The sequence below is a fragment of the Campylobacter rectus genome, from assembly GCF_004803795.1.
GTDB lineage: Bacteria > Campylobacterota > Campylobacteria > Campylobacterales > Campylobacteraceae > Campylobacter_A > Campylobacter_A rectus.
In genome coordinates, this window is sequence record NZ_CP012543.1 from 1,340,063 (window position 1) to 1,353,574 (window position 13,512).

Annotated in this window: 9 protein-coding genes; 8 read left to right on the top strand and 1 reads right to left on the bottom strand. The window is 44.9% G+C overall.

The features are described 5' to 3' along the window. Positions 1 to 94: 94 nt before the first annotated feature. From CRECT_RS06265 to CRECT_RS06300, 8 genes are all read left to right on the top strand, one after another. Positions 95 to 3,043, top strand: coding sequence for a valine--tRNA ligase (locus CRECT_RS06265; RefSeq protein ID WP_002944733.1), 2,949 nt, complete (start codon positions 95 to 97; stop codon positions 3,041 to 3,043). A 111-nt stretch (positions 3,044 to 3,154) separates the two neighbouring features. Further along, positions 3,155 to 4,141: a diaminopimelate dehydrogenase gene (locus tag CRECT_RS06270; protein WP_002944730.1), complete on the top strand. Its 987-nt coding sequence runs from the start codon at positions 3,155 to 3,157 to the stop codon at positions 4,139 to 4,141. Positions 4,142 to 4,172: 31 nt separating this feature from the next. Further along, positions 4,173 to 5,129 (top strand): methionine ABC transporter ATP-binding protein, encoded by a 957-nt coding sequence (locus CRECT_RS06275; RefSeq protein WP_002944726.1) that lies wholly within the window; start codon positions 4,173 to 4,175, stop codon positions 5,127 to 5,129. Next, positions 5,129 to 5,803 carry a methionine ABC transporter permease gene (locus CRECT_RS06280; protein WP_039888213.1) on the top strand — a complete coding sequence of 225 codons (675 nt, stop codon included), beginning with the start codon at positions 5,129 to 5,131 and terminating at the stop codon, positions 5,801 to 5,803. The genes CRECT_RS06275 and CRECT_RS06280 overlap by 1 nt, the downstream gene beginning before the upstream one ends. 255 nt (positions 5,804 to 6,058) lie before the next feature. Beyond that, positions 6,059 to 6,832 (top strand): MetQ/NlpA family ABC transporter substrate-binding protein, encoded by a 774-nt coding sequence (locus CRECT_RS06285; protein ID WP_002944789.1) that lies wholly within the window; start codon positions 6,059 to 6,061, stop codon positions 6,830 to 6,832. A gap of 1,298 nt (positions 6,833 to 8,130) precedes the next feature. Continuing rightward, positions 8,131 to 8,757 (top strand): DedA family protein, encoded by a 627-nt coding sequence (locus tag CRECT_RS06290; protein WP_002944773.1) that lies wholly within the window; start codon positions 8,131 to 8,133, stop codon positions 8,755 to 8,757. A gap of 392 nt (positions 8,758 to 9,149) precedes the next feature. Beyond that, complete coding sequence (locus CRECT_RS06295; RefSeq protein ID WP_039888214.1) at positions 9,150 to 11,483, top strand: DUF4214 domain-containing protein; 2,334 nt, start codon at positions 9,150 to 9,152, stop codon at positions 11,481 to 11,483. Positions 11,484 to 11,849: 366 nt separating this feature from the next. Continuing rightward, positions 11,850 to 12,023, top strand: a complete 174-nt coding sequence (locus CRECT_RS06300) for a hypothetical protein (protein WP_002944756.1) — start codon at positions 11,850 to 11,852, stop codon at positions 12,021 to 12,023. A gap of 945 nt (positions 12,024 to 12,968) precedes the next feature. Here the strand turns inward: CRECT_RS06300 and mog are convergent. Further along, positions 12,969 to 13,508, bottom strand: a complete 540-nt coding sequence (mog, locus tag CRECT_RS06305; RefSeq protein WP_002944788.1) for a molybdopterin adenylyltransferase — start codon at positions 13,506 to 13,508, stop codon at positions 12,969 to 12,971. Between the last annotated feature and the right edge of the window lie 4 nt (positions 13,509 to 13,512).

A 13,512-nucleotide genomic window follows, 5' to 3' on the forward strand; every position in this document is an offset into this window, starting at 1 on the left:
TTTGCCTAATCTTAAAAACAACCTATTTTAAACATATTATTAGCAAATTTGTAGTAAAATCCGACATTTTTTAAACGATTATTAAGGATAAAATATGGCGGAATTTTACGACGCAAAAGAAGTAGAAGATAAATTTTATAAAATTTGGGAAGAACGCGGATATTTCGAGATAGACGCAAACAAAAACATCTGCAAAGACGGCCGTAAATTTTGCATCATGATGCCGCCTCCAAACGTAACGGGCTCGCTTCATATCGGGCACGCGCTAACCTTCACTCTGCAAGACATAATAACGCGCTACAAAAGAATGGACGGCTATAAAACGCTGTGGCAACCGGGCCTTGATCACGCAGGTATCGCCACGCAAAACGTCGTTGAAAAGCAGCTCCTAGCTCAAGGCATCAAAAAAGAAGAGCTCGGACGCGAAAAATTCGTAGAAAAAGTCTGGGAATGGAAAGAAAAAAGCGGCGGTATGATCGTGCATCAGATGCGAAAACTAGGCATCTCTCCAGCATGGTCGCGCCAAAGATTTACGATGGATGAGGGGCTCAGGATAGCCGTCAAAAAAGCCTTCCTTAATCTCTACGAAAAAGGGCTCATCGTACGCGAAAACTACATGATAAACTGGTGTACGCACGACGGCGCGCTCAGCGACATCGAGGTTGAGCACAAGGAAAACAAAGGCAAACTTTATCATTTGAGATACTATCTCGCGGACGAAGCTTCAAATTTGAGCGAAAATTCCGCATCAAATTTAAGCAAACAAGCCGAAGTATCGTGCGATGAATTTGCGGGTTACAAGGCGAGCGCGAATGAGGCGAACGCGGCGCAAAATTTAGCAAACAAAAGCACAAATTCAAACAACAAAAATTTCGACGAAATTTTAACCGGAGACGACGAGGCAAAGTATCGCGATGAAGATTTGCAAGTTGCGCAGAATTTTGAGAGCGCAGATAGAACAAATAGTTCATCAAGCGAGCAAAATTCAAACTCTTGCAAAGATTCGAGCGAGACGAGCCGCAACAAAGCATATCAAAGCGAGAGTTTGCCGTATATCGTTGTTGCGACCACGCGCCCAGAGACCTACTTCGGCGACACTGCCGTCATGGTAAATCCAAACGACGAACGCTATAAAAATTTGATCGGCAAAAAAGTCGTCCTGCCGATAATCGGTCGCGAGATCGAGATCATCGCCGACGAACACGTCGATATGGAGTTTGGTACCGGCCTGGTTAAGGTTACTCCCGCGCACGACACCAACGACTACGAGGTCGGCAAAAGGCATGATCTAAAGTTTATCACCGTTTTTGACGAAAAAGGCATCCTAAACGAGCAGTGCGCGCAGTTTAAAGGGCTTGAGCGACTAGAGGCCAGAGACGTCATCGTAGCAGAGCTAGAAAAGCTCGGAAACGTCGAGAAGATCGAAGACTACGAAAATCAAGTCGGCTACTGCTACCGTTGCAAAAACGTCGTCGAGCCCTATATCTCAAAGCAGTGGTTCGTCAAAAAGCAGATCGCAGACGACGCGATCGCAAAGGTCGGCGAAGGCTTAGCTAAATTTTACCCGGCTCACTGGATAAACAGCTTTAACGCCTGGATGCGCGAGCTTCGCGACTGGTGTATCTCGCGCCAGCTATGGTGGGGACATCAGATCCCGGTATTTTACTGCGGCGAGTGCGGACACGAGTGGGCGGACGAAGGCGAACCGACGCAGTGTCCAAAATGCAAAAGCGCAAATTTCCATCAAGACCCGGACGTCCTTGATACCTGGTTTAGCTCGGGGCTTTGGCCGTTTAGCACGCTTGGCTGGGGCAACGGCGAGGAGCTAAAAAATGAGAAATGGTTTGACGGCGATTTGGCCGAATTTTACCCGAACAACCTGCTAATCACCGGCTTTGATATTTTGTTTTTCTGGGTGGCCAGGATGATGTTTCAGGGCGAAAACGCGCTAGGCAAGCTGCCGTTTGACGATATCTATCTGCATGCTCTGGTTAAAGACGAGCAAGGCAGAAAGATGAGCAAGAGCCTAGGTAACGTCATCGATCCGCTCGTTAGCATCGATGAGTACAGCGCCGATATCTTGCGCTTTACGCTTGCGCTACTTGCCGTGCAGGGACGCGATATAAAGCTAAGCGACGAAAAGATGAAGCTCGTGAGAAATTTTACGAACAAGCTTTACAACGCGAGCAAATACCTGCTGCTAAACGAGTCTAAATTTGCAAATTTAAGCGACGCCAAAATCGAAACAAAACTCGGTAAATACATATTAAGCCGCTTTAACGAGTGCGTGCGCGAAGCGCGAGAGAACATCGACGCCTACCGCTTTAACGACGCGGCAAACGCTATTTATAAATTTTTATGGGACGAGTTTTGCGACTGGGGCATCGAGCTTAGCAAAGCCGATAAAGGCAGCGTAAGGGAGCTTGGAGCGATATTTAAAGAGGCTATGAGACTGCTTAGCCCGTTTATGCCGTTTATCTCAGAATTCCTTTTCCACGAGCTTAGCGGCTCAAATTTAGAAAGCGCAAGCTCGATCATGATAGAGGCGTATCCGCAGGCTAACGAGCGCGACTTGCAGACAGAAAAGACCTTTGAGCTGGTGATCGAAGCCATCGTCGCGATCCGCCGCGCAAAGGCGACCATCGAGCAAGGCAATTCAAAAATCGCAAAAGCCTTCATCAAGCTAAACGGAAACGAAAATTTGACCAAGGCGACAAATTATATCGCGCTGCTGGCTAAATGCGAACAAATCGAGTTTTGCGACGCTAAAATCGAAAACGCAGCGCGCGACGTGAGCGAAAATTTAGAAGCATTCGTACCGCTTGAAGGCGTGGATATGAGCGCTGTTATCATGCGACTGCGGTCGCAAAAAACCAAACTGGAAAAAGAGATAGCAAAGCTATCAGGCATGCTAAATAACGAGAAATTCGTAGCCTCCGCTCCGCAAGCCGTGGTCGAAGCCAACCGCGAAGGGCTAGCTAGCGCCGCGCAAAAGCTGGAAAAAGTAGATAGCGAGCTAGCAAATTTGGGAGCGGCCGATTAATATTTTCGGTTTTTGCGTCAGGGCTTATCGGACCCAAACGGCGCCTTGAGCAGTTAAATTTGACCTGCGGCGCGCCGTTTTACGCGCAAAAATTTAAAAAAGGATAAAAAAATGAGCGAAAAAATAAAAATAGCGGTTTTGGGATATGGAAATTTGGGTCGCGGCGTGGAGCTTGCCGCGCGAAATAGCAAGGATTTAGAGCTTTCGGCCGTTTTTAGCCGCAGAAACCCGAGCGAAGTAAAAACATGCGGCGCGCCCGTGTTTAGCGCGGATGAAATTTTATCGCACAAGGGCAAATTTGACGTTTTAGTTCTTTGCGGCGGTAGCGCGACGGATCTGCCGACGCAGACGCCCGAGTTTGCGCTAAATTTCAACGTTGTAGATAGCTTTGATACGCACGCAAAAATCCCGGAGCACTTCGCCGCGGTAGACGCCGCAGCCAAAAAGGGCGGAAATGTAGGCATCATAGCCGTGGGCTGGGATCCGGGTCTGTTTTCGCTAAACAGACTATTTGGCGAGAGCGTGCTGCAAAACGGCAGCAGCTACACGTTTTGGGGCAAAGGCGTGAGCCAAGGCCACTCCGACGCCATCCGCAGGATCGAGGGCGTTGTGGATGCGCGCCAATACACCGTGCCGATAGAAAGTGAATTGGAGCGAGTCCGCGCAGGCGAAAACCCGAAACTTAGCACGCGCGAAAAACACCTGCGCGAGTGCTACGTCGTGGCCGAGGACGGCGCCAATAAAGCGCGCATAGAAAAAGAGATAAAAACGATGCCCAATTACTTCGCCGACTACGACACGAGCGTGCATTTCGTAAGTCTTGCGACGCTTAAAAAAGAGCACGGCGGCATCCCTCACGGAGGATTCGTCCTGCGAAGCGGAGCGACGGGCGAGCGCGGAGAAAATAAGCATCTAATCGAGTTTTCGCTAAAGCTTGATTCAAATCCCGAATTTACCGCAAGCGTGCTAGTGGCCTACGCCCGCGCGGCGTATCGTTTGGCGCAAAGGGGCGAGCGCGGCGCATTTAGCGTGTTTGACATCGCTCCGGCGCTTCTTTCGCCAAAGAGCGCAGATGAGCTAAGGCGCGAAATTTTATAAATTTACGCGTTTTAAAAAACAAGGAAAATTAGTGATAAAAATAGAAAATTTAAAGAAATTTTACGGAGCGACGCAGATCATAGACGACGTCAGCCTAACCGTAGAAAAAGGCGAAATTTTCGCCATCGTAGGCCACAGCGGCGCGGGTAAAAGCACGCTGCTGCGCTGCATAAACGGCCTAGAGGACTATCAAAGCGGTAGCCTAAAGGTATTTGACAAAGAAATCTCGGCGCTAAAAGACAAAGAGCTAAGAGAGCTTAGGCGAGATGTGGGGATGATATTTCAGCACTTCGCGCTGATGGCGAGAAAAACGGCTTTTGAAAATGTCGCGACTCCGCTTAAATTTTGGGGTTACTCAGACGGCGAAATCAAAAAAAGAGTGAGCGAATTACTGGAACTCGTAGGCCTTGCGAACAAAGCCGCAAGCTACCCAGGCGAGCTAAGCGGCGGACAAAAGCAGCGCGTCGCCATCGCCCGTGCCCTTGCGCTAAGTCCAAAAATTTTACTCTCCGACGAGGCGACCTCGGCGCTTGATCCAAATACGACAAATTCGATACTCGAGCTTTTAAAACAGATCAATCAAACGCTAAATATCAGCGTCGTTTTGGTCACGCACGAGATGGAAGTCGTAAAAAGCATCGCGCGGCGCGCAGTGCTGCTAGAAAGCGGCAAGATAATCGGTAGCGGCACGATCGAGGAGCTATTTTTAAAACCCGACGAAAAGATGAAGGAATTTCTCGGCGTGAATGAAATTTTGCCGAGCGAGGGCGTAAATATCAGGCTCTTTTTCCCAAAAGAAGTCGCGCAAAACAGCGTCATCACCCACATGGCGCGCACGCTAAACATAGACTTTAACATCGTCTGGGGCAAGCTTGAAAAGCTAAACGAAAACGTCCTTGGCTCGCTCGTCATCAACATCGATCCAAAAGACGAAGCGCGCGTGACCGAGTATATCAAGCAAAGCGGCGTATTATGGGAGGTGGCGTGATGCTTGGTATCGATTTTTCTAAATTTCCCGACGTTTTCGAGCGCATTTTGCTCCCGGCTATCGGCGAGACGCTCTATATGAGCGTGGTTTCTACGATTTTAGCGTTTTTGATCGGTCTAGTGCCCGCTATCTTGCTCGTTCTTTCGGCGCAGGACGGCCTAAAACCGAACAAACCGCTATTTATCACGCTTGATATCACGGTAAATACGCTAAGAAGCTTTCCATTTATCATCCTCATCATCGTTCTTTTCCCGCTCACGCGCCTGATCGTAGGTACTAGTATCGGCACTAGCGCGGCTATCGTTCCGCTTACTATCGGCGCGGCGCCGTTTATCGCTAGGCTCATAGAAAGCGCGCTAAAAGAGGTCGATAAAGGCATCATCGAGGCCGCTAGGAGCTTTGGTAGCTCAAATTTTCAGATCATATTTAAGGTGATGTTCGTAGAGGCACTGCCCGGCATCGTAGCCTCCATCACGCTCACGCTTATCGTTATCATCGGCTTTTCGGCGATGGCGGGCGCGGTCGGCGGCGGCGGACTGGGCTCAGTGGCGATAAACTACGGCTATCAGAGGTTTCGCCCCGATATCATGCTCTATACCGTCGTGATTTTAATCATAATGGTTCAAATTTTCCAATCATTAGGAAATTTTATTTATAAGATCACAAAGAAATGATTTTTGCGTCTGATTTTATTTTCTTTTAAACTTTTTTTGCATAAAATCCCGAAATTAATTTTGCAAAGAAAGGATAGAAAATGAAATCGGATATGTGCGAAATGCGTCGTTTCACTAAATTTAAGTCGTCGAAAGACTAACGCTAAGCGCAAAATTTCTTTTTAAGCGCTTAGTTGCGCTAAGCATTTAAAAAGAAATTTAAGCCTCCGCTCATATCCTTTTTTAAATGCTGGCTAAATTTTAAAAGGATATAAAATGAAAAATCTACTCAAATACTCTCTAGTCGCTCTAAGCCTAACGGTCGCCGCAAATGCCGCCGAAAAAATCGTCGTAGGCGCTACGCCCGTTCCGCACGCTGAAATTTTAGAAGTCGCAAAACCGATCCTGGCAAAAGACGGCTTTACTCTTGAGATCAAAGAATTTAACGACTACTCTACTCCGAATTTAGCCACCGAAGACGGCGATCTGGACGCCAACTACTTCCAGCACCTGCCGTATCTTGAAGAATTTAACAAAAACAAAGGCACTCATCTAGTTAAAACCGCGGGCATTCACCTCGAGCCTATGGGGGTTTATTCTAAAAAGATAAAAGATATCAAAGAGCTAAAAGACGGCAGCACCGTAGCGATACCAAACGACCCGACAAACGAGAGCCGCGCGCTTGACGTGCTAGCTACCGCAGGTCTGATTAAGCTAAACGACAACCCTCTAAAAACTCCGCTTGATATCACGGAAAACCCGAAAAAGCTAAAATTCGAAGAGATCGAGAGCGCTCAAGTGCCTCGCACGCTTGATGACGTTACGATCGCCGTTATCAACACGAACTACGCTCTAAACGCCAACCTAAACCCGACCAAAGACGCGCTCGTGCTTGAGAGCAAAGACAGCCCGTATACCAACTACATAGTGGTCAAAGCGGGCAACGAAAATAGCCCGAAAATCAAGGCTCTGGATAAAGCCGTCACGAGCCCCGAAGTAAAGAAATTTATCGAGGAAAAATACAAAGGCGCGATAATCCCGTCGTTTTAATCAAATTTAGCTCCGCCCGCTCAAATTTAGCGGCGCGGGCAAATTTAACGAAACAACAAAATCCCAAATTTAGTTTAAAAACCGCTCTTAAAATTAAGCGGCGTAAAAGCTTTTTTAGCATCGCTTAAAAAATATAATAAAATTTTAGCGAATTTAACTTCGTCCTTTTGTTTTTTCGCGGCATAAATAGTTCGCCGTCACGGCTATCGTTTTACTCGTATCTCACGCAAAAATATTAAGCGACTACCGAGCCAAACCCGTCCGCATACGGCGGCGATACGTCTCGTGCGGGTTTTAATCAAAACCCTAACGAGCCAAAAAATGGCTCGACCGCGGCGATAGCCCAACCCTACTAACGACAACAAGGCGCTAAACATCCCGCAAAATTCTTAACAAGAACCCGTCTGCACAAAGAAACCTAAACGTCTAAATTCGTCGAATTTGAGGACGCGCAGATACTTCGCACGCCTGATAAAAGCCCGGCCGGCCGCCGTCGGTATAAATTTCGTCCAGACTGTATGAGTCCTAAAAGAACGCCCCCGACCGTCAAAAGCGCGCAAAGCCCGCCTATGCCAACATTCACGGTTAAAGCCGGCAATAAAAATAGCCCAAAATCAAGGCTCTAATTAAAACGGCGACCGGACGAATGTTTTGTATGGCGGACGATGCCGAAGGTATTTTGATTTCGCACGGCTTGCGTTTTGACGTAAGTTGCGAGCTTAAATTTCGGTCGATTTTAAAATTGATCGATAAAATTTGAGTCAAAATTTTGGCTTCGAGTGTCAAATTCTGCTCAAATTTTACTTTATAAATTTAGCTTTCAAAGCGGGTACGGTTAAATCGCTAACTTAAATTTGATCGCGGCACGTCCTTTTTTATTTGATTTTACCGCTCCGATTTTATCAAATTTACGGCTATCTTTACGGCGTTTTTGTAATTTTAGTCAAAATCTAAGCTTGGAAAATTTAAATTTCGCAAAATTTCGGCTCAAATTTTGCCGCGGTTAGCGCAAAAAATTTGATATTAAGTCCTAAAAAACGCGAGGGAGCCGGATCGCGACTCCCCAAAACCGAGCATAAATTTATACTAAGATACGGCGAGCCAAAAGAAGAAATACCAAAAGCCGGGTCTCGCAAATTTATCTCGTAATTAAAATTTAAAAACTCGCCCGCCGCGTCGCCGAATTTGCCTATCTCCAAAAAACGCCGCCCTTAAATTTACCCCCCCCCCCCCGCGCGCATAAAGCTAAAATTTTACTGCCGTTTGCTACAATCAAGATTTTAAATTTAAGGAGAAAAATGCTGGGAGAGTTTATAAATTTTATCATCCAAACCGTCGGCGAGTGGGGGTATGCGGGCATCTTTTTGATGATGTTTTTAGAGAGTTCGTTTTTCCCGTTTCCAAGCGAAGTGGCGATGATCCCGGCGGGCTATCTAGCGCACCAAGGGCAAATGAGCCTAGCTCTGGCATGGACGGCGGGCACGGCAGGAAGCCTCGCGGGAGCCGTATTTAACTACTACCTATGCTACTTTTTCGGGCGCGAGCTCGTGCTAAAATACGGCAAATTCATCGGTATCACAGATGAGAAAATGCACAAATTCGAAGCGTTTTTCGTCGCTCACGGCGAGATTTCGACCTTTAACTGCCGCCTGATCCCCGGTATCCGCCAGTATATCAGCCTGCCCGCGGGCATTGCCAAGATGAATATTTTTAAATTTAGCCTTTATACGACTCTGGGCGCAGGCATCTGGGTCGCCGTGCTCCTAGCGGTCGGGTATTATCTAGGCAAAAACTACGACAAGAGCGCGTTTAGCCACATCGTGGTCGCTATGCTAGCCGCAATCGGTCTCATCACTTCGCTTTATATTTTTTACGTCAAACGCCAAAGCAAAAGGCCGAAAATCGGCGCAAACGAGGTGAAATAAAACGCTAAAGCGAAATTTAGTCAAATTTATGCGCTTACGGATAAAAGCATAAATTTAAAATTCAAATTTGCATTGTTAATTTCGCCTGATTAATTTTTACCTCGACAGACCGTCGCAAAAACTATTCTTATGCGGTTTTATAGTATAACCGGTCGCAACGATAGAAATTTGACGCTGTATTTACCGCGCTTTCGTGCGATTTTTTGTATAAAAAAGTTTCGTGCAAAAGGCGGCAATCGATGATAGCTATAAATAATTGTTATAGTATCGCCCCCCCCTCCAAATATATAATGTATTTCAAAAAACAAAAAATTCAAGCTAACTTAAGCTTTTTAGATTTAATTTTTTGATACAATCGTAACGTTTAAATAAATTTTATAAAGGAGATAGTTGTGAATATAACTCAATCACAAATTTCAGCGTTATACGTTACGCTTTTCGGAAGAGCCGGAGAGGGCTCGGGAAACAAGTATTGGCAATACGTAGCGAGCAGCCAAAATCTAACATTGGCCGATATCGCAAACAGCATGCTAAACTCGGCGCCTGCAAAAGAGTTTTTCGGCAGCAATCTCAACTCTGACGAAAATTTTATAGCTCACATATATAAAACCACTCTAAACAAAGACGCAAATTCCGATGCCGAGGGTAAGGCGTTTTGGCTAAACGCTCTTAAAAGCGGCACGGATAGGGGCACGATGGTAACGGAGCTACTAAAAGCGGCCGCCGATCCGAAGTACGCAAGCAGCACCGACGAAGCCACCAAAGCGGCTCACAATCTTTTAGTAAATAAAATTTTGGCTTCAGACGCCGTAGCCGACGCGATCCAAAATTTACCGGCGGGAAATCAAGCTACCGCTTTAAAATCTTTTCAAGAAATAAACAATGCCATAACCGCAACCTCTACTATCGAACAAATAAAAGATATCATAAAGTCAAAAAGCAACCTAAACCTAGACTCCGCCAAACTTGAAAATTCTTTGTCGTCTGCCTCAAAAATCAAAGTAATATCAAAAATCACCGGCAAAAGCGAAAAACAAGTAGAAGAGGCTTTAAAACCTAAAGAGCCGGAGACCCTTAAGGTCAGCGTTGCTAAATTTATAGAAGAGAGTGTAAAGCCTGAAAACGCAAATAATAAATTTGCCATAGAAGATACAACAAAAGCTATAAATGATAAAATAGCGGACATAGTGGCTAAAGCCGATAAAATAGAAAGCATAAAATCTAGCGACGATTCGGAAGCTATCAAGCTCACAAAAGAGCAATTTAATAAACTAACGGCCGATAAGCTCTCAAAAGAAAATACCATAGAAGTAAGCGAGCTCGAAAAAACAGATAAAGAACTGGCTCTAAACGATAAAGTAGATACTTTTAAGCTAAAAAAGGGCAATTTGCTTGAAGTCAGCGTTGAAGAATTTGAAAAACTAAAAGATAAAGCCGGCGATAATTCATTTATGCTAAAAGACACGGCTGCAAATATAAAGGCCAAACTCGCAGAAATTGCATCGGTTGAAAATAAAGCAAAGATCCAAAATATCGACATAAGCGATAACAATATCTTAGAAATCACAAAAGAACAATATAAAGCCATAGGCGATAAATTTGCCGATGACGATAAGTTTAAAATCACGGGTCTGGACGAAGGCGATATCGATATCGCAAAGAACAATAAAGTTGCCGAATTTAGGATGCAAGAGGGTAAGACATTAAATGTAACGATAGCTCAACTGGAGATACTAAAAGGCAAGGCAGAGGACGGAACATTTAGCGTATTGGACGGTGCTGCTAATTTTACATCTTCAAGCTTGCAAACTCTAGAGACAAACATAAAAAAGATCAAAACCATCAAAACCAACGAACAAACAAAACAAGAAATAACGGTATCGAAAAAATTTGCAAACGCCATTAATAAATTTGCGGCGGATGAAAAACTAAAAGTCACCGAAGTGGAGAGTGCCGAAGAGGCAAAAGAATTCGCTTCAAAACCTCAAGTAAAATCTCTTGAATTAAAAGGCGGCATAGCGAGCCTAGCGGTAAAAGCGGAGGACTTTAAGGCTATCGCGGAAAAGATTTTGGATCACGGAAAGCTTGATATAAAAGATACCGCCGCAGCTATAGCGAGCAAACTAGACGATATCATGAATGATGCTACAAAAGCTAAAATCAAGGGAATCGACATAAGCGACACGGGAACTTTATCTCTCACAAAGGCGCAATACGACTCTCTCAAAGATAAATTCGCCGCCGACGATAATCTAAAAATAACAGATGTAACGGGCGCTATAGCGGCAAGTAATGCAAAAGATACTTTTGCCCTTAAATCCAATGCGAGCGGCGTCGATATAACAAACTTTAGCGCGGATGATAAGGTTGATTTTGCAAATTTGGGCGTTAAGCACAAGGAAAATTTAACTACTGCTAAAAATGCCGATCTAGAAATGGCAGATGGAAATATATATCAAGTCGATATGGCTGAAAATATAGCCGGTAAAAATTATTCAGACGCTGATTTCGCAGAGCTGTTTGGAAACGGAAAAACTTTCAAATCCATAGCAAACGGCAAATCATCAACCGTTTTAGTAAAAGGAAATGACGCAAACAAGATCACTCAAATCTATAAAATAGAAGATAAAAACAATGATGGCAATATCACTAATAATGAAGTAACTCTCGTAGGTAAAATCACGGGAGATTATCTGGAAGCTAACGATATAATCACCGGTAGCTAAATCTAAATCAAGTCTTTGTAGGCTTTTACGCTTACAAAGACTACTTTTCTTTTTACCCTGTTCCGTAATATTTTCGATACCGGATTTTTAAACCGCAAAACAAGAATAAAATATAAAAACTCTTATCTTTAGCCCGCTCAAACATCGCAAACTCGTGCGCGAACAAAGCTCAGATAGCGTAGGCTGTGAAATTTGAACTATACAAACCGTATCCGAATTTAACATTGGTGTAAAAATAGCAAGAAACGCTCGAGAATTTTGACAAAATCTCATAAAATTCGCTATTGACGCAAGCCGCTCGCCGCGTTCGCCTACAACAGTAAGAGGTGGCAAAACCGCAAGGCAAAAAGACGGCGATAGCAGTTTTTGCAGATAAAAAGACGGCTAACTACGAGGCGGGCAAAGGCAGAAGCTTTAAACTCGGGCGGCGAAACGAGAGTAGGAATGGACGAGATGCTAAGCCCGTTTAAAACTATGACAAATTTCACGGATATGGTCACTGCGGAAAACTTCGTATTTTACGGCTTCTTGTTTGACTAAAATCCCAAAATCGTGCAAAAAAGCGCGGAAAAATATTTGGAATTTTTACTAAAATTTTAGCTCTCTACTCCGGATAAAACCTCAAGCGCCTCTTGATATCCGCATTTGCCGCAGTCGAAACGGTGATAAATGATGGTTTTTGCGCTTTTTCTTGCGTAAATTTTACTTTGTTATATTAAAAAAGTTGCGGTTTTTCAAGCCGTTAAATTTTGCTTAAATTTAGATGCGATTGCAACAAAGCCGTATAGTTGATCTATCGGTTTAATTTTTCACATCCAAAATGCCGCAGTTAAGCCCGTCAAATTTAACTAAACCACGAAGGCAAAATTCGCTTCTGCAAGTGCGTCAAATTTTAAAGATAAGTTTGGTTTTCATAAGCAAAACGTCGCAGCAAAACAAAGCGCGCATATAAATGCGCTATGCAAAATATCAATGCCTACGCTTGCCCAAAAACACCGAAAAATCATAAAACAAGCGCTATGCAAGCGGACATCGACCGCTGTGATGCAAAAGCGTATATGCGCCGCAAAAAGCAAGCGGCAGATAAAAGCTGTTTAAAATTTTAACACTCGGGGCCCAAAGAGCTTTTGGGCAAAATATTTTACCGTCCGACTCGTCGCCGACTCTAACCTTGATCGGGAGCTTGCGGGGCGATCTTACTTTAAATGCCAAAACCGAAAATGCCGTAACGATAAAATACCTTCTAGGCTCGCAAACAATGCCTGGTCGCTCGTAAAATCCTCAAATAAAATCGATTAGTAAAATTTAGCGCAAAATCATCGCAAACGCGCAAAATACATACCGCAAAAAGCAAACGGCAACCCAAAAAGTAATCCGCTAGCCGTAAATTTAGCCGTATATTTCGCTCAAAATGCCAAACCCGGCAAACTATGTAAGCGTATATAGCTCGTCAAATTCTCTTTTTTAAAATTTAAAATGCAAGGCTTACGAAATTTTCTTTTGTTTCGGGCGAAAGACCTTCATCACGCTCTCGTCGGTCTCGATAAATGCGCCGCCGATCAGATCGATGCAGTATGGAATCGACGGAAATACGGGCTCCAGACACTCCCTGATCGCCTTTGGCTGGCCGGGTAAATTTACGATGAGCGCGTGCCCTTTGATGCCTGCGGTTTGGCGCGATAGGATCGCCGTAGGGACGTATTTTAGGCTAGCTGCGCGCATTAGCTCGCCAAAGCCGGGCATCATCTTTTCGCACACGGCTTCGGTTGCTTCCGGCGTCACGTCGCGAGGAGCCGGCCCCGTGCCGCCTGTAGTTAGCACCAGATCGCAGCCTAGCACGTCTATCATATGCTTTAGGCGCTCTTTTATGAGTTCGATCTCGTCAGGTATCACCTCGTAAAAATATTCGCGCTCGCTTTTTATCCAGCCATCCAAAACCTCTTTTATCGCCGCGCCCGATAGATCGTCGTATTTGCCCTCGCTAGCGCGGTCGCTCAATGTCAATATGCCTATTTTTACTTTCATTTTT